Consider the following 24,773-nt stretch of genomic DNA (forward strand, 5'->3'; position numbering starts at 1 on the left):
GCCGTTTTGGCACATCAATATTTAGTAGGGAGTACGCCATTTGAGTAAGAAAAAGTTTTTGATTGATTCACTATTAAATATTGTCGCTACAGCCATACCGATTATTATTCTTCAATTATTCACTTTACCGATTATTGGGGATCGATTAGGTGAAGAGCAATACGGTTTGGTCATTACTTTAATCAGTCTCTTTACTGTATTGAGTTTTCCGTTCGGCAATGTGTTAAACAATATTCGATTATTAGTAGATGAAGAATATAGTAAAAAGCGAATTTCTGGTGATTTCAATATTTTATTAATCAGCAGTATCGTGTTAAGCACGATTATGATGATCATTGGAACTATCTATTATGAGGGTAAGTTTTCATTCATCAGTATTAGTTTAATCATCCTCATCTCCTGTTTAAATTTATTAAGAGAATATTTAGGCGTCAGTTTTCGGCTACAGTTAAACTATAAAAAGATTGTAATCAATAATGTGATCTTAACCATTGGCTATATTTTGGGCACATTTTTATTTAGTTTGATGGGATACTGGCAATTCATCTTTATTTTTGGATACGGTTTTAGTGTTCTCTATATCATCAAAAATTCAACCCTATTGCAAGAACCAGTTGTACGCACAGACCTATTTAACTCCACAACTTATAAAAGTATCGTTCTCCTCAGCTCCTCTCTACTAACAAACGTATTAAATTATGCAGATAAACTATTAATTTTCCCATTACTTGGCCCAGCTGCGGTAACGATTTATTATACGGCGACCATCATCGGTAAAATCATGTCCATGGCCATCACGCCGATTAATGGGGTGATTTTGAGTTATATAGCGAGACTGGAAAAATTCAATCACAAAACATTTGGGTCGATTATGCTACTGACAGGGATTGTTGGCATCATTGGATATGTTTTTACGATTTGGATCAGTCCGTTTGTTCTAGGTTTTTTATATCCTGATTGGGCAAATGAGTCGTTAAAATATATTTATATTACAACCGCAACGGCTATTGTCGGTGTGATTAGTTCGGTCATCCAACCTTTTATTCTGAAATTTAACCATATCAATTGGCAGTTGATCATTAATGGCTCCAATGTGATTTTATATATGGTTTGTGCGTTTGTCTTGTATCAATTTTATGGATTAATGGGCTTTTGTATCGGGATTTTCATTTCAAGTGTGTATCAATTAATCCTCATGATTTGTATTTTTATTGTAAGTAATCGAAGAAATCACGAAGAACATGTAATGGGTGAATAATTCTTCAAAGGGTGGAAAATGGTGAGAAATCAAAGGTTGACGCATGATCACTTAGAAACACCTTATTTTTTAATCGATGAACAGGAATTACAGTCAAATCTCAATCAGCTAGAGGATGCACTTCAAAAACATTGGGGTAACTCGCTCATTGGCTATTCATTCAAAACGAACGGATTGCCTTGGTTATTGAATTACTTTAAAGAGCGCGGAATCTATGCAGAAGTGGTTTCAGACGATGAATATGAATTAGCGAAGAAGCTGGGGTATAAAAAAGAAAAAATCATTTATAACGGGGTCGCTAAATCAAAAGTAACGTTCATCGAAGCGGTTAAGAATGGATGTATTGTGAACGTTGATTCGCAAAGGGAGCTAGATTGGCTTAGGGAGTTGGATCGGTCTAGTGGGGAAATTTTTGAAGTTGGCATTCGCGTGAACTTTGATTTGGAGCGTGCCTGTCCTAATGAAACCGTTATGGGAGCAGAGGGTGGGCGATTTGGGTTTTGTTATGAAAATGGGGATTTGAAGAAAGCGATTGATACTGTCAATGCGCTAAAAACGATCAGCTTAACAGGCCTGCATTTACATTGCAGTACAAAGACAAGAAGTTTAAATATCTATCGAGCGATTTCGAAAATGGCCTGTGAAATTACACAAAAATATTCACTAAAACTAAAGTATGTGGATGTCGGTGGAGGGTTTTTTGGAGGGCTTAAAGATAAACCCCAGTTTGATGAATATATCGAAGTAATTTCTTCTGAATTAAGCAAAGTCTTTAACAACGAAGATACGGTCTTAATTGTAGAACCAGGAACGTCGATTGTTTCCTCTCCATTTAGTTTTGTCACAAGTGTCGTTGATGTAAAGCAAACGAGTGCGAATCATTTTGTCACAACGGATGGTAGTCAAATTAATATCAATCCACTGAAAAATAAGGGGATCAAGTTTTTTAGGGTTCAGTATACGAATAGTGAGGATAGAAAGCTTATCGACAAACAAGTCATCTCTGGATTTACCTGCATGGAGGAAGACCGAATCATGGTGCTAGAGGACGCTCCTCAAGTTTTGGTTGGGGATCAAATCATTTATGAAAAAGTTGGCGCGTATTCCATGAGTCTATCTCCGTTATTTATTAAGTTCTTTCCTGCTGTCTATGTCGAGAAAGATGGCGTGATGATGGAAGCTCGTGAAAAATGGACAGCTGATCATTATTTGTGAAGATATTTCTTTGGGAATTTGGAGGAGGAAGGCGCGCTCATAACGGGGGGAAAGGTGCACATAGATACGTGCGACGTGCTTATAACCGGGGAAAAGATGCACATAAACCCGAGTTTCGTGCTCATATATCCCGGGTCGTCGCTCATAAGTAGTAGCACCGCTCAGCAACTAAAGGTTCGCGCTCAAAAGAAATGAGAGGAGCTTTTCAAATGAACATATTGATTCTTAGTTGTGGAACTAGGAATAAAATCGTTCAATACTTCAAAAAAGAGCTTGAAGGAATCGGCAAGGTCTACGCGACAGATTGTAGTCCTCTCGCACCAGCACTTTATGATGCGGACCAGTACTTTATCGTTCCAAGGATTGATCATCAAGATTATTTAAGTACGATTCTAGCAATATGTAAAAATAATGATGTCAAGGCTGTGTTTACGTTAATCGACCCGGAAATCAGTTTGTTAGCGAAACATCGAGAAGAATTTTTAAACGTAGGCACCATCCCGATTGTGTCTGATTTAGAGAACGTTGAGATGTGCTTTGATAAGTATTCGCTGAATACATTTCTAGTAAAAAACGGTTTTCATTCAATAAAAAGCTATATTGATACAGAAGAATTTTATCGAAATGTGGATGCTGGGGTTGTAGACTTTCCCGTATTTGTTAAACCCGTAAAGGGCAGCGCAAGTATCAATATCAATAAAGTGACATCAAAAGAGGAAGTTGAATTATTGTTTAAAAACTATAAGAATATGATGATTCAGGAATTTATAGATGGGGTTGAAATCGGCGCGGATGTGTATATAGATCTCCATTCAGGTGAACCCGTCGCCATTTTTACAAAAGAAAAGCTTGCGATGAGAGCAGGAGAAACGGATAAATCCATTTCTATCAAAGATGAAAAACTGTTTGATCTCATTAAAGATTTTGTGAAAGTGATTGGTTTTAGAGGAATCATTGACATCGACATTTTTAAAGTAAATGGGGAATATATCATTTCGGAAGTGAATCCACGATTTGGTGGAGGTTACCCGCATGCCTATGAAAGTGGGGTCAACATACCGAAGATGATCGTCCATAATTTACACAATCAAGTGAATGAAAATGTCATTGGTCGGTACGAAGAACGTATTCGGATGATGAAATACAACGAAATCAAGATTATTAGATAACTAGATGTTGAGAATTCAGTGGTTTGGAACGAAGATGAAGGAGCTGTGGAATATGTACACAGTCAGTAATCTGAACCTGTTTTTTAAAAGACTGATCGATCTAGTTGGTAGTGGTTTAGGATTGCTATTGTTATCACCACTGATTCTTGTGATTGTCTTGCTTATGAAAATCACGATGCCTGGTCCCGTTTTTTTTAAGCAAGAAAGGGTGGGGAAAAGCGGGGTAGACTTCCATATATTTAAATTCCGAACGATGAAGGTTGACGTGGAAGCAGAGAGAAATTTAGATTTTTCAAAGGATGAAAATCGAATTACTACATTAGGAAAATTTTTAAGAAGGACAAAAATAGACGAACTTCCGCAGCTTGTCAATGTTTTGGTAGGCGAGATGAGTTTAGTAGGACCTAGACCAACAGTTCATATACAAGTGGAGGAATATACACCGATTCAGATGCAACGCCTTCAGATGAAACCAGGAATGACAGGTCTTGCCCAAGTGAACGGAAACAATTCTATATCGTGGGAACAACGAATTGAATATGATCTTTCATATATTCAAAATTATTCCATTTTACTCGATGTTAAAATCATCTGTAAAACGGTCGCGATTGTTTTATTTGGTGAAGAGAAATATAAAAGAGGTTAATTCTAGGAGCGCAATTCGACGATTAAATTGTTTTAAAACGGTAAGGAGATGGAAATGAAGACAATCCTAATTGGCTCTGTTGATTCAAGTAAAGTGGTACTTGAAGAAATGATTAGACTGAACTTTCCGGTGGATCTCGTATTTTCACTGGATGAAAAATATTCAAAAAATGTTTCTGGATATGAGCCAATTCATGAGTTGGCCGAAGCTCATCACATTCCATTTCGGAGGTTTAAAAATATAAACGAAGATCTCTATGTGAAAGAGATTACTGAACACCATCCAGATTATATTTTTGTGGTCGGATTGTCTCAACTCATAAAACCAGAAATTATTCATGCTGCAAGAATTGGTACAATCGGATTTCATCCCACTCCCCTTCCAAAATTCAGAGGAAGAGCCGCTTTAGTTTGGCAAGTCTTATTAGGCGTACGAGAAACAAAATGCTCTCTATTTTTTATAGATGAAGGCATGGACTCTGGCGATATTGTTGCACAGGAAGCGTATGTAATTGAAGATTCTGACTATGCAATCGATGTTCAAGAAAAGAGTAATGAAGCACTTCAACGCATGTTGCATCGGGTGCTACCTCAGATGTTGGATGGAACCGTTACATCGGTTAAACAGAATGAGGAAGAAGCGACCTATCTACTAAAGAGAACACCTGAAGATGGACGAATCGATTGGCAAGAACCTGTAGAGGCAATTCAACGATTAATAAGGGCGGTTTCTAAACCATACCCAGGTGCTTTTTCTCATTATAATGGACAGCATAAATTGATCTTTTGGCGAGCGGATTATTTGGAAAATAAAAAATATGTCGGGATACCGGGGCAAATTGCACAAATTACGAGCAACTATATCGATATTGTTTGTAAAGGTGGGCTACTTCGAGTTACCGAGTTTGAGAATATTGATGATGTGCAAATGAGAGCGGGCTATAAATTTAAGTGATATTTCCCTTGGAAAGTTAAGAAACAATCAGAGGTGAATGGATGAAGGTGTTGGTATTTGCACCACACAATGATGATGAGGTATTAGGTGTTGGCGGCACGATTGCGAAGTATGCAGCGCAAGGTCATGAAGTGTTTATTTGTGAGGTCACTAAAAGTAATACAGATGAAGAGATCAAAGAAGAACGTTCAGAAGCATTAGCTGCTCATCAAGTATTAGGTGTAAAGGAAACGATCTTTTTAGATTTTCCCATTGTGACTTTAAGAGAAACTCCTTTAGTGAAAATCAATGCTGAATTTCTAAAAGTTGTGGAAGATATTCGACCAAACATTGCATTTATTCCTCATAAAGGTGATATGCATATGGACCATACTGTTGTCTCTCACAGTGCAATGGTAGCATTAAGACCAATTAATGGCATTAAGGTGGAGAATATTTATGCATATGAAACCCTTTCAGAAACAGAATGGAATCTTCCCACAGTAGACAATGCCTATATGCCAAATGTATGGAGTGATATCTCGAAATTCATCGACATAAAGAAAGAAGCAATGAACTGTTATCAATCACAATTAAAACAACCCCCTCATCCTCGAACACTTGAAATCATTGAAGCATTGGCAAAGCTTAGAGGCTCAACAGTTGGTGTACCATTTGCGGAAAGTTTTATGTTAGTTAGAAGATTAATTTAGTTTTTTTTCTTAACCGGCTAAACCAGCGCAATCACTATGAGCCAATCGGTTATTACATTGGGAAAACATCTTATACTACAGTCAAATTGGTGTTAAATGGTATGATTTTTCAGGTATATTTATAGATCCACATAAAGAACAAGAACAAAACATTAATGAGTTTAAAAGAAGCTTTGGTGGACAAGAAGTTGACGAGATAAAAGTGTTTAAAGCTCATAGTTTAAAAGGGAGAATATTCCTTCTCTATATGCGCTGGAAATGGAGGAATAAGCTTGAATATTTACGGGCAATAAAATCCACTTAATTGTTTGTAACACTTTTTTTCATTTATAAGCTTGTCATATTTTAACTAATGAAGTCTTGAAAATGGGGAATAAAACTTAACTCTTGAAGGTGGATAAATTTGTTAATAAGAAAAACTGATTGTAGAATAAGGATTCAAAAAGAAAGACCAATGACCAATGACCAATGCAGTGATCTGTATTAAATGCTGATTTAAAGCTTGTAGAAATATACACTTCAGAGACATATTCATTAGTTGCAAACAAAAGAGTTCTCTAAAGGAACGATAAAAAGTTGAGAAAATATAGATGTATATCATGAATAGTAAATGTTTTTAAAAATCCCCATAAAATACTTGTAAAATTAATTCTGTCTCACTGTTACAAGTATACTTGGTTCATGAGACGTAGCTTCCTATAATTTATATTATGTCAACTAAAATTAATTTCAAACTAAAGGAGTTCTCATTTTCCCCTGAGACTCCTCTTTTCAACATGCAATTCGATAAATTCCACACTATATTCAATTACGTCATTAATGAATACGTTATGATTCTTTGCGTACTCTTTTACATCCCTTATTAATTGACGATCATACGTCGTTTTATACTGAATCCGATCTAGTGGTTTATCAGTTTTGTCCAAAGTGATTTTTTCTTGTACCAGAACGTTTTTCAAACCATTTTCAATTAAATGATTCACATTTGTATCATGCTTCAATGCTAGCTGCTTTAACGCGTCTAAAACTGATTTACTGATATTTGTTCTGAATGAAACTCTATTCGTATTTGGCGTGTGAATGATTTTCCCATCGACAATTTTCCACATTGGAATCTTTCTATTGTCATCAACTACATATGGATTATCTTTATGCTGTGTCATATAGACTCGTTTAACTATATGAAAGTTTTCAGAATCTACATCTTTGTACAGTCTGTCAGAAAGTATTTGAAGACTTGTTTTTCCTCGTACCCAAATACGGTAAATCGTATGATTTTTTTGACTGGTGATAGTACTTATATCCGATTTTAAGCTCCAGGATTGAAATACCGCTAATAATCCTTCTGCAAAGGCTAAACTACCGGTTGTAACGTTCACTTGATATCCTTCATGACCTACCCAGCCATCGCCATCAATAACGCCACGTACAAATGATGGCAAAAACTTATCTGAAACCTTTGGAAAAGGCACATTTAATGATTTCTTTGCTGTAATTCCGAGTGATTCAAGATCTTGTTTCATTTCTTTTGAATTAATGATTAATGTTGCTGCTGTCTTAGTTTTCCCAAATGGAGTTAGTACATAATCAGTTTCCATATAGTTAGCGATCAGTCGCAGGATACGTTCATCTTTTTGAGTAAAAAAAATACTATGAAATGAATTATGAATGTGTCCATCAGTAACCAATAAACCAAGTACCCATGCCATTTCATGCGTCCAAACCTTAAAGAAATTCTCGTTCACTTGATGTTTTCTTGGTTGACCTGAATACTGTTCTCTATTCATGGGTATTCCATGCTTGTATAGAACATTACGAATTGCACGATCAGAAAGTCCGACAATTGAGTTCATTTCTTTGAAAGACATGTTATTTTTGTACAGTTTTATTATGGTTTCATCAGTTATTCCAGGATTTCGAGGCATTGCTATTGCTCCCTTCTTCTGAAAAACTACAGATAAATGACTCTAAACCCATTATACAAACAAATGTTCTATAGCGTCCATTTTGGCATTTTAAATTGGAATTTCATTTTACACAAGGCTATGTCAGTATTTGATACTCAGCTAAGAAATTGGTATACTGATTGTAAGATATGAGTAAAATAAAAAAGATCGCTGGTGCGCTAACACCAACGATCGACGTAATAGCAGGTTCCCATCAAGGGGATTGGCTACAAAATGGTAGGAATAACCCATCTGAGCGGCTAACTCAAGGATGGGTTATTTTTTATGGTTAAAAGACAGAATTGACACAATCAATGCTGCGAACGATAATGCAAACATTAATGCTTCGAATACTGACATGGCACCACCCCCTTTCTAACGGGAGTGAGCCAACCACCCTTGAGTACCTATTCTATTACCTTGCTATTATAACATACGTATGTTCGTAGTTAGAGGAGCCAATGGAACCTTTTTTAATACGCGATTTCCCACAATTTATTACTTACTATTTCTTCTTCCCTATATAAAGCAAATGCGAAGAAACGCCTAGCATATGCGGATTACTCGCTGTTTCTTTCAGAAGCTCCAGCAACTGATTGAACTCTTCATCCCCACGATTTCTCCAATAATCCCATTGTTCGCTCGTCAAAAGCGTTCCAATATTGGTCGATCCAATCAAATCCAACGTCTCAAACCCTTGGGACTCCATAAATGGTTTAATATCCTCTACATTAAAGTAATATGCTCCCGTAAACCGGCCTTCATCGCTATGATTAAACTCACCGGTCTTCATGAATTCCACTATCGCATCCATCTTATCGTTTGGACTCCAGTTCCAAGGATCCATTAAAGAGGTCAGGACATGCTTGCTTCTTGGCATAAAGGCAACAAACACAATACCGTCCTGTTTGGTCACGCGGTACAGTTCCTGAATCGCTTTTTGTCGGTCATCTTCTTTTTGCAAATGGTACATCGGTCCAAGCGCAAGTGCAGCATCAAACTTCTCATCAGCTAAAACAGACAGATCTCTGGCGTCGACCACGTGAAAACCTTTAAAGTGTGCATCTAGATCCATTTCTATTGCTTTATCTTGAGCAACTTCAACCAATCTAGGAACTAAATCCGTCAATGTCACTTCATACCCTTGGTGTGCCAACCTCATGGCGTATTTTCCAGGGCCCGCTCCGTTATCCAGCACACTGCCTGTTGCCGGCATATATTTCTGAATGAAATGCCAATTAATCTGAAACTCTAATGGCTCTCGGTCAAGTCTTCCCCATTCATCAAACTTGGAATAGTACTCAATAATTTTACTCATTTTCAAATCCCCTTTTTTAATCTCTTATATGTTTCTCCAACCATACCCTATTAAATTTAACTGTTTGCCGCCAATTGTAATGTCTTTTTGGTTTTCAATGACTTTGGCACCCATTGCTTCGTAGAAATATTTTGCAGGATTATCTTCCAATACCCATACGAGCGCGGATGTCATATTATTTTCCTTAAGTTTCAAAAAGACTTGTTGCAGCAATTGCCTGCCCATTCCTAAGCCTTGAAATTCTTCCAAGATATAAAGCGTCGTAATATCAGCCATATAACCTGGATATTCTCCTGACTTTTCTTTTCCACCATCAGTAAAACCAACGATTTTCCCGTCCCGTTCAGCTACGAACACATAATTAGTTTCGTTTGAAATATTTTGAATCCACAGCTGGGTACGATTTTCATAGGAGAGTTTATTCAAAAACTCTTCTGGGACGATGTCTTTATAAGTAGTTCTCCAGCAATCCACATGCACACGTGCGATACCGTCTGCATCCGTAACGTTAGCTTCTCTGATTTTCATCTTCATCTTTCCTTCCCTTGATTTAGACGCAAAAAAACCCATCGCTCAAAAGAGACGACAGGTTTACCCTTCGTGGTACCACTCTTATTGGTTTGCAAACTGAACAAACCTTCTTAAGACTTTATCGGAAGTGAACCGTTCAGACCTACATGTCAGCCTGACCTCTCATAAGCGAGTTGGGGAGTTTATTGACTGTCTTTCACCGACCGACAGCTCTCTGAGCAATAAATATTCCTTAATAATCTTAATCTCTGAGTTTACTTTATGGGAAAATTTTCTTAATGATACAATTGTTGAAATATTTAGTCAAGAGGTTTTTTAGAAAATCAATAATTCCAAAACAACGAAACCTTCCAGTCTTTTCCTGCGTACACTTAAATAGGAGTTCGAAGGGTGGTAAGAAAATAATGAAAATCAGTAAAATTAAATCTCTACTGGCAGTAAGCCTTTTAGTCAGCACCTTTTTATTTATATGGATGTCAGGTCTACTGGGCACATGGACAACAGGCATGCCGTTTATTGTTGGCGACACGAAGAAATATCATGATGAAAAAGGTCACACTGTCAAAGGAACCTACTCACTAACCGTAGATCTCACCAATTTGGAAAGTAATCTTGGAAAAGATTTGTACAATGATGGAACTCACCGCATTTATGTGACCCACATTCGAACGTCTGATCATGATGGTGTGTATGAAATTATTTTCAGATCAAGTGGAACATATTCGCAGAATGGAGCTTCACTAATCTCAGGAATTCATCATGCCGTGATAAATGGAAACACATTCACATCCGAAATGTCTGCAAAAATGTCTACAGAAATTGATGGTAAGACCTATGAAAACTACACTTTAGGTACGAGTGGGATCAATTTTAGAGACGGCGATGAATTTGGGTTTTATATTGGCCCGACAGATGTCCAAGAAGCTGATGGTAATATTCCGGGTGAAGAAGAATCGATGAAAATTACCGTAAGCAATCTTTATCAAAACATCTGGAGCAAGAAGTAATCACGATTTAAAGACAATTAACATCTTTCTGCAACATGTTCTGCCTCATCGTGCAGCCCCATTGATGTCAGCAATTCCTGTATCAATTCCCATACCGCTTCATCATAGCCAGAAGTCACGATATACCAATAATTCGCGCCACGGACGAATGCCAGCTTTTCCGATTCATTGGCTTGAATCAAAAATAGTCGCATTCGTTCTATTTCTTTTTCATCACACTTTCGATCTTCAGAAAAAGTAAAGCTCGTTTTCGAAGTCGTTGCCGAATTTCGATCTGCCGCGCCGAGTCCATCTAAAGTAGTCATATGGATAGACTCGGCTCTTTCTTTTTTCACTTCATGTAAATAACTGACCACGTCTAGTTTATTAGTGCCAAAAACCTCACGGCAACGCATAAGGATATACTCTCGTTCTTTATGCCATTTACTGGAATACACCTCGAATTCCTCGATCAGTTCAATTAGTTGTTTTTCATCCTCAAACATCCATATGGTTTCTAGCATCTCTGCATATGGAACGGAAAAGGCCAAGTCTAAAAACTCCCGAATATTGCGTGCCATGTATCGAAGAGGCGGATCATTAGTTGGTGTTACACAAACAATTGGTGCTTCGTTTAAATGAGATATGGAATGAAAATCAGTCAAAAAACCGAAATGAATACCCCCACCACCAGTGCTAGCAAACGCAATCAAATCAGGTGGCGTAATTGGATACGGTGCTAATTGGTCGATTGGCTGAAAACCAATTTGACCAAGTGAAAGTCCTTTTTTAGAGAATTCTTCTTCTAGTTGGAACAATTGATGGATTTCACATGGTATTTCATATGAACCATAAGCTTCTTTCAATTCAACATCCCCCATTGAACTCTTCCCCCTATCTTCGTCCTTTTACATTTGTTCGATGAATAAACTGGTTAATCCTGCATTTTATGGAAAACAAAAAAGGAAATAATGGGTTATCTCTTTCCTGTTACATAAAATGTTCTTATTATGCAATTTGCTTCAGTAGGCCTGCAACTAATGCTGAGACAATAGCTCTTGCAATGATTGCATGCTCATAGAGCATGACATTACCAAATGCAGAGTTGGAAACTCATATCGAAACAATTCTCAACACTGCCTACAAGTAGTATCATATGTGAAAAAATTAAGTGTTTCAGAATAGATGATTTAAAGCACAATAGGCATGTAATTTTCTAATTGGAATTACATTTTTTGTTTTTGGCACAGTTAAACTATATGGTTGATTACCGTTCCAACGCTCTTTCATGTTTCGAAGCTAGCGCAGCGATGCAGAAACAGAAACAGAAACAGGAGTACTGGTTTTCGAAGCGCCGAGGACTCTTGGCGCTCGCACTAGGAAAGCGTAGCTGTTTTATGGAATATCAACAGCAACATTTATCATAGCCGTTTTAATTAGTCAGTCTATATGGATAAAACGCATAGTGGTATACTTACAATAGTGTTGGACTATTTTCAAAATATTAAAACACTATTAAAACTAGAGGAGTGACATGAATGGCTATTGAAGTTTATTTGAATTTTAACGGGAATTGTCGGGAAGCTGTAGAGTATTATGCGCAGGTATTTAAAACAGAAGAACCAAAAATAATGACATTTGGTGAAATGCCGCCAAATGAAGAGTATCCATTGCCTGAAGAAGCTAAAAACCTTATTATGCACACACGTTTAAACATGTGTGGCAGTGTCGTCATGTTTTCTGATACATTCCCTGGTATGCCCTTCGTTGAAGGAAATAACATTAGCCTAGCAATAGTCAGTGAGGATCTGGACGAAATCAAATCACTGTTTGATCAACTGAAAACAGGCGGAACTGTAGGCATGGATTTACAGGAAACGTTCTGGAGTAAATGTTACGGCAGTGTGAAAGATAAGTTTGGAATCGAATGGCAGTTCAACTATGGCAATGGTGGCATGTAAATACCTCCTATCTATTAATTAAATACAAAAATCCAAATAGAAACCCCGTTGAATAATGTTCAACGGGGTTTCAACTCATTTCTAAATTCTGTTATGGTCTGCTTTCCAAGAAACAATCGCTTTCTTTATATCATCTGGGGACAGGTTTTCATTGACTGCACGTTCACAAAGAGTTGGAAACTCTTGTTCACCGGCAAAACGCAAGGCAATAATTTGACCGTTACTTAGATTTGAATCTAATAATTTACCTGTTAACACAAAATGGCGCAGGTTTTCTTCTGCTCGAATTGTTCGATCTTGGTTTTTTAATGGGCTCATTCTTACCAGAATTGCGACAATAATAATACACACAACCATAAGTAACAATAGAATAGATTGCAAGATGTTTTCCCCTGCATTAAATGAGCGGACCACATTGATTATCGACACGACCAAAGTCGCAACTAATAATAACGACAGTACATAATGATAAAGCGGGTCTACTTTTACATGTGTTTTGTAATTTTGATTTTCCATCAGTATCTCCTTCATAATCATTAATTCTTATTCCCATTTAAATGTATAACTAGCCATGATGAAAGCACCAACTAACCAACAGCCTAATATTAGAGCATCCGCACCAAGTTCCATAAACGAAGTCCCAACATTCATCGTCTCCCGTAATGCATGGCTTAAATGAGAGATCGGTAAAACGTTAACAATCGGCTGAAGAAATTCTGGCATTTCGCGAATTGGGAAAAATACGCCTCCTAAAAACAACATGGGAAAGGATAAAAATCCTGCAATCGGTCCGGCGCTTTCAGGTGTTTTAGCCACCCCTGCAATGATGAAGCCTATCGCCATAAAAGCAAGTGTCCCTAAAATAACGAATGTTATTAAACTAAGCCAAGACCCGTTTACTTGGGTTCCGTAAATAAGGTGAGCCACTCCTAATACGATAAGTGCTTGCATGCCGTTCAGCAGTAATCTGGCTGTAATTTGAGCAGCGATAAAAGTGGATGCTTTTAACGTGGTACCTTGCATTCTTCGCAAAATCCCGCGCTCTCTCCATGCGGCAATCTGACCTGCTACGCCATTCATGTTGTTGCTCATAATCATCATGGCCAGAATTCCTGGCACCAAGAAATCAATATACTTTAAGTCTAAGGCTTCAATACCACTTGCATGAGTCACAATGACTGGCGAGTACTTTGCTTTTTCCTTACTAATCCCATCCACGACACTATTGACAATAGTTAAACCTATTTGCGAAACCGCGACGTCGGTTTCGTTGTAATATAACGGTAGCTCAAACGGCGTTGTGTTTGAAGCTGCCTTCATTTTTTTCTCATACCCTTGAGGAATCACAACAACGAGTTGAAGATTTCCTTTTTTTACTTGCTCAAGTGCTTTATCTTTATTGTGGATAATTTCAAGATTAACTGTTTCAATCTTACCCATCGTATTTGAGAATTCTTTTGAAAGTGGTGTTTGGTCCTGATCCACTACACCGATCGAGACTGAAACCCCATTGCCGTCTCCTAAAAAAGAACCGAGCATAACCATTAGAAAAATAGGGAATGCAAGCGTCCAGAAAAGAACTTGGCGATTGCGAAAAAATATTCGTAATTGTGATAGCGTTAATTGTAAATAAGCTTTCATTCTTCTCTCAGACTCCTTCCTGTCATATGTATAAAGACATCTTCCAAGGTCGAAGTTCTGGTCTGAAGATTGATCAATTGGATCTGTTTTTCAGATGTAAGTTGAATCAAGCTAATCAAGGTCTCTTGCAGATTATCGGTATAAAGTACATAGGTATCCTTATGCTTCCCAACTTGCTTCACCCCATCAAGCGTTTCAAGCTCTTCTGTCATGAAATTCCCTTCATACTGAAATTCTACTGCACTATCAGACTCTAAACCTTGTATGAGACCTGAAGGAGTATCTAAAGCAATCAGATTCCCTTGATCCATAATGGCAATCCGATCACAAAGAACTTGCGCTTCATCCATGTAATGGGTGGTTAAAACAGTGGTCTTTCCTTTTTCTTTTAATTTCAATACGATATCCCAAAGCGTCCTTCTTGCCTGAGGATCAAGTCCAGTTGTCGGTTCATCCAAAAATAGAATCCAAGGATCATGCACGAGGGCAAGCGCAATTGCTAGTCGTTGTTTTTGCCCCCCCGATAGAGTCTTGATACGACTCTTTGTTTTCTCCGTTAATACCATATCCTCTATCAACTCGGGAATCGAGACATTTTTTTGATAAAAACTTGCATACAACCTCAAAATTTCTTCAACGGTAAGTAATTCAAACAATGTGGTTGATTGAAGCTGGATTCCGATGACTTCTTTTACTTTTAACAAGTCTTTTGCAATATCAAATCCTCCGATAATCGCTGTTCCCCCATCAGTTTTTCGAAGCCCAACCATCATTTCTAAAGTGGTCGATTTTCCTGCACCATTGGGTCCGAGAAGTCCGAAAATTTCTCCTTTTTTTACGGAAAAATCAATAGCATTAACAGCTGTAAAACTTCCATATTTCTTCACTAAATTTTTTACTTCAATCATCGTTTCCGTCTGATTTTGCATTGTTCACTCCCCTATCGAGTTCGTATCCAATTTTGAATTTTGCTTATAAAATGCAAGATCCCTCACAACAGAACGTTTGTTCGTTTTCGCGTTTTCAATTGGCTTCCTCCATGATAACTGATTGAAGATTCATCATATATTCCTCACTTTCTGAAACATAGACGACTTATTACACGCTGATAAAAGCACAGCAATCGCTGTGCTTTTATCAATTTATATGCATTTAATGTCTCAGTAATTCAATCAATTATTAAACCGATACTGCAACTTGCGCATGCCCCTTTTTATAGAAGAAGAGGAATGCTACCAACATTAAGACAGCAAAACCAATCAAGAAGAAGGACAGTACGAAGACATTTGCCAATAAGAAACTTGTATCCCCTTATGAAATGATGGACTTAAAGCCCGCATTTGAATACGTCAATGGCAAGAATCGGCTAAGTGCTTGTAAATACTCTGGTAATATAGGAATTGGCAAGTTCGAACCCGTTGAAGATAATTGCAATACCAGAAAGGCAAGGGTTACAAATCGTACAACGTTACCTTCACCTGTTACTAAAAAGAACACAATGGCCATGAAAGTCGAACTTGTGAAAACGGAAAATAATATAAAGGAAGGCATGCTTGCTACTTGAAGATGCAAGAATTTAAATTAGTATATTCTGAATAAAGGGACAGAAATCCTGCATTATTTTGTTTCTAGCAAAAATAATTATTTTTCACATTTTTCTAGCACTATAGTGATGAACATAAAAAAACCCTTTGAACTATTTTAAAGTTCAAAGGGGTATTGTCAATATGTCAAACTTGCTGCAACAAGCAATCCTACAACGATAGAAATCGAAAACAAACTGAATCCAATGGCTAAATTACCATTTTCCACTTCTTTCGCCAAGTCTGTTTTTGGCGTGAGTCCATATTCCACAATCCAGTATGCGATTACTTGAGTCGCAATACCCACCAGACCCCAGATAAAGGCATCAAGCAAATTCACGCTCCCAGCCCATACGGTATAGATGACAATGCCCAGACCAATTGCTTTCCCCCACAATTTTAAAGCCACTGCAATATTGCCTTCTTTAATCAATTTCAACTCAGAAAACTTTGTGGTAAAAGCAAAAACGGTAAGCCCCAAAAGCATGAGCAAGACGCCAACTCCAAAGTGTGCTAAAAAGTTTCCAACAGTTTCTCCTGTAATGTATTCCATCATCGTTATCATCCCTTCAATCTATCTTCTATGCCAATCGGTAAAAAATATGATAAGTTATTCGTTATTGCCCCACCTGCACGTATACCAATTGCTCCCGCTTGATCATTTAGCAAAAAGCAGCCATACATCAAATGGACCTGTTTTCTGCCAGAAGTCGTCTGGACTTCTGTTTCTGGCAATGGATAGAAAGCTTGATAGACTGGTAAATTATCGACGTAAGTTTTCTGGGGCTCTTCGTCAATGGTTTCGCCAGCTCCGTTGAATATTTCTACCGTATCGCCTTCACGTCCAAAAGAGGGCTTTCGGACATAGGGCATATTCATTTTTAAGAATTCATCAGGTTCCAAATAAGTTGGTAAAAAGTATTGCTCAATCACTTGATGTTCTTCAGCGGTGAAATACTGGTCATCCTCATGTAAGCCCCATATAAGTGCCTGGACTGCCTTTGATTGCAATAAAAAAGCAGAAGGAGGATTGATGACCATCACTTTTTTCTCAATAATGAGTTTGATCAGTTCCTGCCCAATGTTCTCGTCGGTCGTTGGGTCTTTGTCATTCACTAAATGTTCGACCGGGTACGTTTGTCGGTATAAAATGTCGATCCGTTCCCCACTTGGCGTAAAAAGGCCAGAATCCGTGATAACCCCATTCACCTCCACAGGTTCCGTCAGTACTTGAAGCTGGTCCAGACTAACGTATTCTGATGGCAAATCAAGGTGTTCCTGTAAGAAACGTGTCGTCCATAGATCTTCTATATTGTCACCATGGGAAGTGAAGACGATCTTAGGCGTACCAGGACGGTCTAAATGCTTCCAGGAAGCGGCAACAGCTTTCCTCATTTCTTTACGTAACAAGTCCACGCATGATTTATTCGGATTTTCAACTCCATAGTAATTACATACATACTCGTTCGCCTGAAAAGCTTCCTTGATAAACGTCGGGGTATCGGAATTGAATTCCATCAGTTTGATTCCAGAATGTGAAACTACAAAATCAAGACGGCCAATAATGGTTTCTTGGGGAATTGTTTTCAAGCGACAATATGTTAGAGCTTCAATTGGAAAACCAAGTTGTAGGAGCGTATTATCATCTAGTTCCCTTAATAGAGGAACCGCTTTTCTGAATATTGCCCCAACTCGTTCCGCCGCTGTTCTGATTTCCTGTAATTCAGCATGTGAGTGTTTCCGAATATCCAATAAAGCATATTCTACTTCGTATAAGTCCGGGAAAAAGTAAGGAACTTGTTCATATACTTTTTGTCTATCCAAATGAAATAGTGGATCACTCACCCGCCAGATCCTCCTTTGGAGCCACTGCCGATTCCTGATTTATAGCCACTTGTACTGCTTTGTGTGTTTTTGTAGTTATTGAAGTTAGTCGAATAATGTGGTGATTTTCTTAACGCAGATTTGTTACTGAACATGTTGCCGAAAAGATAATATGCACCAAAATGTGAGGATCTGCTATCGTCACAATAGTAGGTTGCTTCGTTTTCATCCCATTCCCAGTCATCGCAATCGTACTCAGTAGGTTCAGGTGGCAATGTGGTATTAGATTCGTATTCATCTTGGCCGCAACCGGTCAACCCTATGGCCATAACCGACGTCGCTACGCCTACCATCAATTTTTTTGTCTTATTCATTTATTGAGTCCCTCCATTTTATATCCGGTCTCTATTAGGTAAAGAACATAGACACGACGATCTTCATCGATTTCCGCGGAATCTTTTTCCCACTCCTGACCATTTATATAGTGGTAAACGGAACCGATTCGGGAAAGAATGTCAATGTGGTGTTCGAACTCCAGCGTTTGCAGGAGTGGATAGTTTTCTCTTTCATTAAATCTACGCATTTCCAATTTCAACGTATTGTTAAGATTGAATTCTTCTTTTTCCTTTTCGCCTTCTTTTTGCTTTTCTACATAAATTACATGCCATTCGCCTTCAATAGCAGATGATGTCTGTTTATAGACTATTCCTTCTTTCACATAAAAATCGCATTCTCTGCGCGCAAGAACTTGATGTAAATCTATCACTTCATAGTGAAATAAAGGTTTATATGAACTGGTACGGTCATATAAACGGTATTCAAGTGACGTATTCACTTTTTCATCCATCCTTTCACAAACCTATTAATACATATACGAATCTCATCTTCATTGGTTTCATTAAAACAAAAGTCGTCAGCTTCCATTGTATAACAGGAAAAAAGAAAAAAGCGAAATCCTTGAAAAAAAGGAGTTCGCTGACTTTTTAAGCAATCAATCAATTACATACACTCAAGCCATAATTTCTGGTTTTCTTTGTTCCAAAACCGGTTCTTTGTAAGAGATTTCCTCGCCAGTCTCAATATCAATAAACGAACTCGTTTCATTGAACCAGCGGTCTGGAGCTTCGTGTCCCCAAAATGTCTGACGAAGTGGATCATTCAAATCCCAGCGTTTCGGCTTCAAGTCTGGGTCGGTAGTTAAGTAATCACCGGTGTAAAGTTCAATACGATGGCCATCCGGATCTCTCAAGTATAGGAAGAATGCATTTGACAAGCCATGACGTCCTGGACCTCGTTCAATGGATTGTGCATAGCCCATACTGGCAAGGACGTCACAACAATCAAGAATGCTGATTCGGTCTGTCAGAGAGTATGCAAAATGATGAAGTTTTGGTCCTGGACCACTCATGAATGCATGGTCATGAACGGTTGGCTTGCGGTAAAGCCACGCTGCCCACAAGTCACCATTTTCAGTTTCCGTATATTCTGAACAGGAGAAGCCTAAGTGGTCAACGTAGAAATCATAAGCTCTTTGAACGTCAGGCACTGCGCAATTAACGTGGTCAATCCGTTGAATTTTCGCTCCGCGGTATAAGTCATAGCGTTGGAGCATGCGATCGGTTGTCTTCATTTCAGCAAAAAACTCCAATGGAATTCCAGAGTTATCATGCACACGCAGTGTTCTTCCGATCGCATGCTGCGTTCCGGAAGGCATCCATTTTGTTTTCAATCCTTTGGATGTAAAGAGCTTTTCGATTTCGTCAAGATCCTGTTCTTTCGCCACCTTGTAACTGAGTACTTCCACCATTGCTTTTTCTGCTTGTTTTAATAAAAGACTATGATGAGCATGTTCTTCGAGACCTCTTAAGTAAATATGCTGGTCATCACTTTCTGTTTCAATCATGCCTAAACCATTGACGTAAAACTCACGGGAAGCCTGTAAATTGGTTACATGAAGAACTGTCCTCGCGATTCGAATGATAGAAAAATCCATTGTGGTCACCCCCCTCTGCCGTTATTTTCCGAATTGTTGAATATGATGATCGGTTATGGAAACATGAATAATTTTCTGCTCGGTATAAAATTCGAAACCGTAATGTCCGCCTTCACGACCGATTCCCGAATACTTCGAGCCTCCAAATGGAGTTCTTAAATCACGCACATTTTGAGCGTTCACCCATAACATGCCAGCTTCCACTTTATGCGCTACACGGTGACCACGTTTGATGTCATTTGTCCATACATATCCTGCCAGCCCGTAATTGATATCGTTAGCCAGTTTAATAGCTTCTTCTTCATCCTTAAATGTCATGACAGTCAGTACCGGTCCGAAAATTTCTTCCTGGGCGATGCGCATATGATTCTCTGCATTCAACAGTAGAGTCGGCGCAACAAAATTCCCTTTTGCCATTTCTTCAGGGATAACTGCCGTAATGACTTCCGCGCCTTCTTCTTTGGCAATATCCAAGTAGCTTTTTACTTTTTGATAATGACCTTTATCGATTAAGGGCCCCACTTCTGTGTCGGCTTCTAGTGGATCTCCCATCTTGATTTTTGCTACACGTTTTTTCAGCGCTTCAATAAATTCATCTTTTATGGATTCCTGAACAAACAAGCGGGAGTTCGCGGTACATCTTTCCCCGTTAAAGGAATAAATTCCCCAGACGCATGCATCCATTGCCCGCTCAAAGTCAGCGTCATCAAAGACGATAATCGGTGACTTCCCACCTAGTTCCATCGAACAGCTTTTCAAAGTATCAGCACTATTTTTAATAATAGTCGAGCCGGTTTTTGTCTCCCCGGTAAATGAAATCAGTTGAACTTCAGGATGCTTAACGAGCGCATCCCCCGCTGTCTCTCCATAGCCATGAACCACGTTGAAGACACCTTTTGGCAGGTCTGCTTTATGAATGATTTCAGCTAACAAGTTCGCCGACAGTGGCGACAGTTCTGCTGGCTTCAACACAACCGTGTTGCCGGTTGCCAGTGCTGGAGCCACTTTCCATGTTTCCAGCATAAATGGTGCATTCCACGGAGTGATTAACCCTGCTACACCAACAGGCGTGTTGATTGTATAATTGATAAATTCATCGTCCACTTGATAGGCATCGCCGACGAGGCGGCTTTCCACCATGCGTGCATAAAACCGGAAGTTTTCCGAAGCACGGCCAACCATTTTTTTGGTCTGGCTGATTGGAAGTCCCGTATCGAGCGCTTCCAAGTAAGCAATTCTCTCTACTTCTTCATCAATCAAGTCCGCTATCCGATAAATGTATTCCATTCTTTTTGTAAGTTTCATCGTCTTCCAAGGACCATGGTCAAAGGCATCACGTGCAGCAGCTACTGCTTTATAAATGTCTTCTGCTTGTCCTTCAGCAACTTCGTTGATTTGTTCATTTGTAAATGGATTCATATTGATTATCGTATTGCCACTAGCAGCAGAAGTGAATTCCCCATTGATATAGAGTAGGATATTGTCTTGCGTTTCATGTTTAAACGCCACTTTTTCTCGTGAAGATACCATACTTATCACCTATATTCTTAAGTTTGTAGTGATCATCAACTAAGTTATTAGTTTATAGCCGCTTCCTTTGGAAGTTTCCCAAGGTCGACGAGTGTTTCGCGAACTTCTTTTTTCAGAGCCTCTGAAGGGAATCCTAAAGGCAGTCGAAGTTTCGGATTGATTTTCCCCATCATGCCAAGCGCTACTTTTGCAGGTCCAGGGTTGGTATCTTTAAACAACACATCGTTTAATGGCATTAATTCGAAGTGCAAATCCTGACATCTTGCTACGTCGCCCGCTTCCCATGCATTGTATAATTCGGCCACTTTCACCGGTTCAACGTTCGCTGTTGCGCTGATGAATCCGGCCCCACCAATGGCAAGCATCGGATAGCACAGCAGTTCAATTCCTGAATACAAAAGGAAGTCTCTGCCGCAGTTCAGCAATACACGGTTGACATGCTCGAAGTCTTTGTTCGCTTCTTTTACACCGACGATATTCGGGCAATCTTCCACTAAACGTTTCATCGTGCTTACTTCCATATTGACTGCAGAACGACCCGGGATATTGTAAATGATAATCGGTGTTGTCACTGAATCAGCGACTGTTTTAAAGTGCTGGTAAAGGGCTTCCTGATTTGGCCTGTTGTAATAAGGCACAATTACCATCGCAGCATCTGCGCCGATTTCTTCAGCGTACTTTGTCAATTCCATTGTTTCGTCATGGTTTGTCGACCCTGTTCCAGGCGCGAAAAAGACACGGCCGTCTATAGTTTCTTTTGCAAGGGCCATCACTCTTTTTCGTTCAGCCATTGTCAAAGAGCTCGGTTCCCCGCTTGTTCCCGTAACGGAAATCCCATGACTGCCACTTTCAATTTGCCAGTTAATTAACTCAATAAATGCTTTTTCATCAATTGCACCGTCTTCTGTAAACGGGGTAACGACCGGACAAATGGACCCTCTTAATTTTCTTTTCGCTTCTTTGTATGCCAAATTCATCTACTCCTTTAAGGAATTAATGTACGTCAATGTTATTCCTGAAGTTCTTTCAGTTCACGATATTTTCCCTGGCTGTAGAGCAACGGGTCATGTTGTTCCAGTTTGACGCCCGTTACTTGCCCGATAAAAATCGTATGATCGCCAGCTACATATTCGCTATGCAGTTTACACGTCACAACTGCCAGTGAATCCGGAAGAACAGGAAGTCCTTTATAAGAAGAGAACGTTATTTCATCCTCTAAATTTAACTGACCGGAGAATTGCTTGGACTCATTTACTTGTTTGGACGTCAGGATATTGACAGCAAATTGTTTTGCTTCTTTGATATGTTGTAGCATTCTAGCTCTTTCACCAATGCTGACGGCAATAAGTTTCGGGTTTAATGAAATCGACACGAACGCATTTGCGGTCATGCCATGTACCTCACCAGCGACTTCGGTCGTTATGACTGTGACACCCGTTGCGAAACTTCCCATTGCATTACGAAACAATCGATCATCCACTTCATGTTCGTCGTTGTGCATATTCTAATCTCCCTTCCACTAACTTAACGAGTCTATTATTTGATTAAGATAAAATACCCGCTTCTTTTTTCGCTCTGTTCAGGAAGTCGTTCACCATGTTTTTATATGGTTGCTTGTCGAATTGATCGTAATAAGCATTTGACATCCGCACTGGATCTCCAAAGAAATAGTACTCATACAGTGCTTGGCGGTTACCGAAGGCACTGATTGAAATATCCCATGCTAAGCGGAATAATTGAACTTTTTCCTCACCATTGATGTTGGCACCTTGCGTGTAACGATGAACTAATGTTCCGACATCCGTACTACTGAAGTCTGCTTCTGTTGGCAATGCCATCAAGCCGGATGCGCCAAGAATTTTAATGATTTCATTCATGCGTTGGTACATTTTCGGGTACCAGTTACGGGCTGCGTTCAACGGTTCAAAGTCAGGTGTCATATTGCCATATTGATCGATTTTGGCGTTGTGTTCGGCGCGGTACAGGTGAGAACGCATCACTTCCAAAATGACCATGATTTCGCTAGCTTTTTCTTTTACATGCATGAACTGGTCAATTCCGATTGCTTCCATCATGTTGACGACCACACCGAGAATGAACTCTGTTTTCACCGTGTTTTTGGCGATGACTTGATGCGTCATATGTATGACCGCATTCGTTTCCGTATACGTGCGATTACAGATGTTTGTACTTTCGCTTACAAATACTCTTTCCCATGGAACAAACACGTCTTCAAACGAGATGATCGCATCACTTTCGTCAAAACGGGCACCGAGCGGATGATCCCATTTGCTCTTCCCATAGTCGAATGATTCACGAGACAAGAATTTCAGCCCTGCCGTATTATTTGGAATAGCAAATGCGAAAGCATACGGATCGTCCGTCGTTCCTGGAGTCCGATTGATAGTGGAAGGGAAAACGACCAGTTCGTCAGTGATACCACCTAAAGTGGCCAACAGGCGGCAACCGTTCACGATAATTCCGTCTGGTGTCTTTTTGGTTATACGTGCGGATAGTGTAGGATCTTTTTGATCCGATTGAGTCAATGTCGATCGGTTCACTTGTGGGTGGATTAATGTATGAGTTAAGCTGATGTCATTTTCACGTGCATATTCATAATAGTCTCTGGCATTTTTGGCAAATTGCTTACTGCCTCCACCTTCTTGTGCGAAAAATTCACTGGCAGTACCAAAAGCCATAATGCTAGTATTTAAATAGTCTGGAGAACGTCCCATCATGCCACCGGAAAAACCAGCCCATTCGGAATGCATTTCACGTCTTCTAAATAAATCTTCTTTGGTTTTCGGTGCAATAAAGGAAAGCCCAACTTTTTTTCCTGAAGTCGGTGAAGTATAAAGCATCTTCTCTGGCTTCTCATGTTGCAGATCATATAGTCCAGCTACACTTTCCACGACGTTTTTAAAGGCAGGGTGTGTCGTGACGTCTTCCACTTTCTCACCGTGAATCCACACTTCTGTGTTCCGTTTTTTTATGCCTTCGATATATTCTTTTCCTGTTCGAGCGCCCATTTAATTCCCTCCTATTTCGGTTCTATCTATACTGACCATGATAGTAATTTAAATTTTCTGATATTAATATTTAAATTGATGAATAAATCAGAGCATAGACTTCTATTTAAATCGTGAATGGATATTATTTTGCTTATATGTGCCGGCCTCACTGAATTCGATCAGTTCCATCGACAATGCCATGTAACGTTTAGACATGAGTTCCGAAAAATGATTTTTCAATACGGCAAATAATGCAGCGCAAGCTTCTTTTTTAACTTCTGCCGAACGTCCTGCTCCTATTTTCAATACGGCATGGACAAAAGCGTCGTCTTCAGCCCCGTCAGCAACCCGGTAATCTTTTAATTCAATTGCCCTTGAACGGATGCCCCCTATAGGGAAAACGGAGTCCCGTGAAATGAGGACTTTATGAACTTCTTCAAATAGCAGCGCGATATTCGCCTCATTTTTGATATTATCCGTATATTCCACTGTAAAATGCGGCATGCGGTTTCCTC

General features: G+C 39.1%; 26 protein-coding genes and 1 other annotated feature. Of the genes, 8 read left to right on the forward strand and 18 right to left on the reverse strand.

Annotated elements, in window-relative coordinates:
• Positions 1–40 precede the first annotated feature (40 nt).
• The 6 genes from AC1DSK_RS11815 to AC1DSK_RS11840 all read left to right on the forward strand — a co-directional run bounded on the left by AC1DSK_RS11815 (position 41) and on the right by AC1DSK_RS11840 (position 5,934).
• Positions 41–1,258, forward strand: coding sequence for a lipopolysaccharide biosynthesis protein (locus AC1DSK_RS11815; protein ID WP_477547531.1), 1,218 nt, complete (start codon positions 41–43; stop codon positions 1,256–1,258).
• 18 nt (positions 1,259–1,276) lie between these two features.
• Positions 1,277–2,473 carry a type III PLP-dependent enzyme domain-containing protein gene (locus tag AC1DSK_RS11820; RefSeq protein WP_477547532.1) on the forward strand — a complete coding sequence of 399 codons (1,197 nt, stop codon included), beginning with the start codon at positions 1,277–1,279 and terminating at the stop codon, positions 2,471–2,473.
• A gap of 209 nt (positions 2,474–2,682) precedes the next feature.
• Entirely contained in the window at positions 2,683–3,642 is a 960-nt protein-coding gene (locus AC1DSK_RS11825) for an ATP-grasp domain-containing protein (protein ID WP_477547533.1), read from the forward strand.
• Positions 3,643–3,694: 52 nt separating this feature from the next.
• On the forward strand, positions 3,695–4,288 hold the full coding sequence (locus AC1DSK_RS11830; protein ID WP_477547534.1) for a sugar transferase: 594 nt from the start codon (positions 3,695–3,697) through the stop codon (positions 4,286–4,288).
• A 54-nt stretch (positions 4,289–4,342) separates the two neighbouring features.
• Positions 4,343–5,242, forward strand: a complete 900-nt coding sequence (locus AC1DSK_RS11835) for a methionyl-tRNA formyltransferase (protein ID WP_477547535.1) — start codon at positions 4,343–4,345, stop codon at positions 5,240–5,242.
• A 41-nt stretch (positions 5,243–5,283) separates the two neighbouring features.
• Positions 5,284–5,934: a PIG-L deacetylase family protein gene (locus AC1DSK_RS11840; protein ID WP_477547536.1), complete on the forward strand. Its 651-nt coding sequence runs from the start codon at positions 5,284–5,286 to the stop codon at positions 5,932–5,934.
• A gap of 746 nt (positions 5,935–6,680) precedes the next feature.
• On the opposite strand, the gene AC1DSK_RS11845 is transcribed toward AC1DSK_RS11840, so the two are convergent.
• The 3 genes from AC1DSK_RS11845 to AC1DSK_RS11855 form a co-directional block, all read right to left on the reverse strand.
• A complete protein-coding gene (locus AC1DSK_RS11845) occupies positions 6,681–7,859 on the reverse strand; it encodes an LAGLIDADG family homing endonuclease (RefSeq protein ID WP_477547537.1) in 1,179 nt (392 codons plus the stop codon).
• A 526-nt stretch (positions 7,860–8,385) separates the two neighbouring features.
• On the reverse strand, positions 8,386–9,198 hold the full coding sequence (locus AC1DSK_RS11850) for a class I SAM-dependent methyltransferase (protein ID WP_477547538.1): 813 nt from the start codon (positions 9,196–9,198) through the stop codon (positions 8,386–8,388).
• Between the two features lie 24 nt (positions 9,199–9,222).
• Entirely contained in the window at positions 9,223–9,726 is a 504-nt protein-coding gene (locus AC1DSK_RS11855; protein WP_477547539.1) for an N-acetyltransferase family protein, read from the reverse strand.
• A 47-nt stretch (positions 9,727–9,773) separates the two neighbouring features.
• Positions 9,774–9,987: a binding site (T-box leader), on the reverse strand.
• A gap of 146 nt (positions 9,988–10,133) precedes the next feature.
• Between AC1DSK_RS11855 and AC1DSK_RS11860 the strand changes: the two genes are divergently transcribed.
• Positions 10,134–10,736 carry a hypothetical protein gene (locus AC1DSK_RS11860; RefSeq protein WP_477547540.1) on the forward strand — a complete coding sequence of 201 codons (603 nt, stop codon included), beginning with the start codon at positions 10,134–10,136 and terminating at the stop codon, positions 10,734–10,736.
• Between the two features lie 17 nt (positions 10,737–10,753).
• Here the strand turns inward: AC1DSK_RS11860 and AC1DSK_RS11865 are convergent, their stop codons facing one another.
• Positions 10,754–11,596 carry a hypothetical protein gene (locus tag AC1DSK_RS11865; RefSeq protein ID WP_477547541.1) on the reverse strand — a complete coding sequence of 281 codons (843 nt, stop codon included), beginning with the start codon at positions 11,594–11,596 and terminating at the stop codon, positions 10,754–10,756.
• A gap of 657 nt (positions 11,597–12,253) precedes the next feature.
• Between AC1DSK_RS11865 and AC1DSK_RS11870 the strand changes: the two genes are divergently transcribed.
• A complete protein-coding gene (locus AC1DSK_RS11870) occupies positions 12,254–12,676 on the forward strand; it encodes a VOC family protein (protein WP_477547542.1) in 423 nt (140 codons plus the stop codon).
• 81 nt (positions 12,677–12,757) lie between these two features.
• On the opposite strand, the gene AC1DSK_RS11875 is transcribed toward AC1DSK_RS11870, so the two are convergent.
• The 14 genes from AC1DSK_RS11875 to AC1DSK_RS11940 form a co-directional block, all read right to left on the reverse strand.
• Positions 12,758–13,192, reverse strand: coding sequence for a DUF6526 family protein (locus tag AC1DSK_RS11875; RefSeq protein WP_016427243.1), 435 nt, complete (start codon positions 13,190–13,192; stop codon positions 12,758–12,760).
• A 27-nt stretch (positions 13,193–13,219) separates the two neighbouring features.
• A complete protein-coding gene (locus AC1DSK_RS11880) occupies positions 13,220–14,317 on the reverse strand; it encodes an ABC transporter permease (protein WP_477547543.1) in 1,098 nt (365 codons plus the stop codon).
• On the reverse strand, positions 14,314–15,246 hold the full coding sequence (locus AC1DSK_RS11885; RefSeq protein WP_477547544.1) for an ABC transporter ATP-binding protein: 933 nt from the start codon (positions 15,244–15,246) through the stop codon (positions 14,314–14,316). The genes AC1DSK_RS11880 and AC1DSK_RS11885 overlap by 4 nt, the downstream gene beginning before the upstream one ends.
• A gap of 382 nt (positions 15,247–15,628) precedes the next feature.
• Positions 15,629–15,823 carry a hypothetical protein gene (locus AC1DSK_RS11890; RefSeq protein ID WP_477598237.1) on the reverse strand — a complete coding sequence of 65 codons (195 nt, stop codon included), beginning with the start codon at positions 15,821–15,823 and terminating at the stop codon, positions 15,629–15,631.
• A 216-nt stretch (positions 15,824–16,039) separates the two neighbouring features.
• A complete protein-coding gene (locus AC1DSK_RS11895; RefSeq protein WP_016427246.1) occupies positions 16,040–16,465 on the reverse strand; it encodes a DUF350 domain-containing protein in 426 nt (141 codons plus the stop codon).
• On the reverse strand, positions 16,462–17,745 hold the full coding sequence (locus tag AC1DSK_RS11900) for a glutathionylspermidine synthase family protein (protein ID WP_477547546.1): 1,284 nt from the start codon (positions 17,743–17,745) through the stop codon (positions 16,462–16,464). The genes AC1DSK_RS11895 and AC1DSK_RS11900 overlap by 4 nt, the downstream gene beginning before the upstream one ends.
• Positions 17,742–18,098 carry a hypothetical protein gene (locus AC1DSK_RS11905; RefSeq protein ID WP_477547547.1) on the reverse strand — a complete coding sequence of 119 codons (357 nt, stop codon included), beginning with the start codon at positions 18,096–18,098 and terminating at the stop codon, positions 17,742–17,744. The genes AC1DSK_RS11900 and AC1DSK_RS11905 overlap by 4 nt, the downstream gene beginning before the upstream one ends.
• A complete protein-coding gene (locus tag AC1DSK_RS11910; protein WP_477547548.1) occupies positions 18,095–18,571 on the reverse strand; it encodes a hypothetical protein in 477 nt (158 codons plus the stop codon). Before AC1DSK_RS11910 ends, AC1DSK_RS11905 begins: the two co-directional genes overlap by 4 nt.
• Positions 18,572–18,733: 162 nt before the next feature.
• Positions 18,734–19,717, reverse strand: coding sequence for a 3,4-dihydroxyphenylacetate 2,3-dioxygenase (gene hpaD / locus AC1DSK_RS11915; RefSeq protein ID WP_477547549.1), 984 nt, complete (start codon positions 19,715–19,717; stop codon positions 18,734–18,736).
• 21 nt (positions 19,718–19,738) lie between these two features.
• Positions 19,739–21,247, reverse strand: coding sequence for a 5-carboxymethyl-2-hydroxymuconate semialdehyde dehydrogenase (hpaE, locus tag AC1DSK_RS11920; RefSeq protein ID WP_477547550.1), 1,509 nt, complete (start codon positions 21,245–21,247; stop codon positions 19,739–19,741).
• 47 nt (positions 21,248–21,294) lie between these two features.
• Positions 21,295–22,218 carry a 2,4-dihydroxyhept-2-ene-1,7-dioic acid aldolase gene (gene hpaI, locus AC1DSK_RS11925; RefSeq protein ID WP_477547551.1) on the reverse strand — a complete coding sequence of 308 codons (924 nt, stop codon included), beginning with the start codon at positions 22,216–22,218 and terminating at the stop codon, positions 21,295–21,297.
• Between the two features lie 38 nt (positions 22,219–22,256).
• Positions 22,257–22,727, reverse strand: coding sequence for a flavin reductase family protein (locus tag AC1DSK_RS11930; protein ID WP_477547646.1), 471 nt, complete (start codon positions 22,725–22,727; stop codon positions 22,257–22,259).
• 64 nt (positions 22,728–22,791) lie between these two features.
• Positions 22,792–24,276 carry a 4-hydroxyphenylacetate 3-monooxygenase, oxygenase component gene (gene hpaB, locus AC1DSK_RS11935; protein ID WP_477532131.1) on the reverse strand — a complete coding sequence of 495 codons (1,485 nt, stop codon included), beginning with the start codon at positions 24,274–24,276 and terminating at the stop codon, positions 22,792–22,794.
• Between the two features lie 102 nt (positions 24,277–24,378).
• Positions 24,379–24,762 (reverse strand): 5-carboxymethyl-2-hydroxymuconate Delta-isomerase, encoded by a 384-nt coding sequence (locus tag AC1DSK_RS11940; protein WP_477547552.1) that lies wholly within the window; start codon positions 24,760–24,762, stop codon positions 24,379–24,381.
• Positions 24,763–24,773 lie beyond the last annotated feature (11 nt).

The organism is Paenisporosarcina sp. P4_B8, from assembly GCF_056402175.1.

Bases quoted from the DNA above. Each gene is read 5' to 3' on its own strand.
- AC1DSK_RS11820 (WP_477547532.1), top strand. From the start codon at position 1,277: ATGGTGAGAAATCAAAGGTTGACGCATGATCACTTAGAAACACCTTAT.
- AC1DSK_RS11825 (WP_477547533.1), top strand. From the start codon at position 2,683: ATGAACATATTGATTCTTAGTTGTGGAACTAGGAATAAAATCGTTCAA.
- AC1DSK_RS11830 (WP_477547534.1), top strand. From the start codon at position 3,695: ATGTACACAGTCAGTAATCTGAACCTGTTTTTTAAAAGACTGATCGAT.
- AC1DSK_RS11835 (WP_477547535.1), top strand. From the start codon at position 4,343: ATGAAGACAATCCTAATTGGCTCTGTTGATTCAAGTAAAGTGGTACTT.
- AC1DSK_RS11840 (WP_477547536.1), top strand. From the start codon at position 5,284: ATGAAGGTGTTGGTATTTGCACCACACAATGATGATGAGGTATTAGGT.
- AC1DSK_RS11845 (WP_477547537.1), bottom strand. From the start codon at position 7,859: ATGCCTCGAAATCCTGGAATAACTGATGAAACCATAATAAAACTGTAC.
- AC1DSK_RS11850 (WP_477547538.1), bottom strand. From the start codon at position 9,198: ATGAGTAAAATTATTGAGTACTATTCCAAGTTTGATGAATGGGGAAGA.
- AC1DSK_RS11855 (WP_477547539.1), bottom strand. From the start codon at position 9,726: ATGAAAATCAGAGAAGCTAACGTTACGGATGCAGACGGTATCGCACGT.
- AC1DSK_RS11860 (WP_477547540.1), top strand. From the start codon at position 10,134: ATGAAAATCAGTAAAATTAAATCTCTACTGGCAGTAAGCCTTTTAGTC.
- AC1DSK_RS11865 (WP_477547541.1), bottom strand. From the start codon at position 11,596: ATGGGGGATGTTGAATTGAAAGAAGCTTATGGTTCATATGAAATACCA.
- AC1DSK_RS11870 (WP_477547542.1), top strand. From the start codon at position 12,254: ATGGCTATTGAAGTTTATTTGAATTTTAACGGGAATTGTCGGGAAGCT.
- AC1DSK_RS11875 (WP_016427243.1), bottom strand. From the start codon at position 13,192: ATGGAAAATCAAAATTACAAAACACATGTAAAAGTAGACCCGCTTTAT.
- AC1DSK_RS11880 (WP_477547543.1), bottom strand. From the start codon at position 14,317: ATGAAAGCTTATTTACAATTAACGCTATCACAATTACGAATATTTTTT.
- AC1DSK_RS11885 (WP_477547544.1), bottom strand. From the start codon at position 15,246: ATGCAAAATCAGACGGAAACGATGATTGAAGTAAAAAATTTAGTGAAG.
- AC1DSK_RS11890 (WP_477598237.1), bottom strand. From the start codon at position 15,823: ATGGCCATTGTGTTCTTTTTAGTAACAGGTGAAGGTAACGTTGTACGA.
- AC1DSK_RS11895 (WP_016427246.1), bottom strand. From the start codon at position 16,465: ATGATAACGATGATGGAATACATTACAGGAGAAACTGTTGGAAACTTT.
- AC1DSK_RS11905 (WP_477547547.1), bottom strand. From the start codon at position 18,098: ATGAATAAGACAAAAAAATTGATGGTAGGCGTAGCGACGTCGGTTATG.
- AC1DSK_RS11910 (WP_477547548.1), bottom strand. From the start codon at position 18,571: ATGGATGAAAAAGTGAATACGTCACTTGAATACCGTTTATATGACCGT.
- hpaD (WP_477547549.1), bottom strand. From the start codon at position 19,717: ATGGATTTTTCTATCATTCGAATCGCGAGGACAGTTCTTCATGTAACC.
- hpaE (WP_477547550.1), bottom strand. From the start codon at position 21,247: ATGGTATCTTCACGAGAAAAAGTGGCGTTTAAACATGAAACGCAAGAC.
- hpaB (WP_477532131.1), bottom strand. From the start codon at position 24,276: ATGGGCGCTCGAACAGGAAAAGAATATATCGAAGGCATAAAAAAACGG.
- AC1DSK_RS11940 (WP_477547552.1), bottom strand. From the start codon at position 24,762: ATGCCGCATTTTACAGTGGAATATACGGATAATATCAAAAATGAGGCG.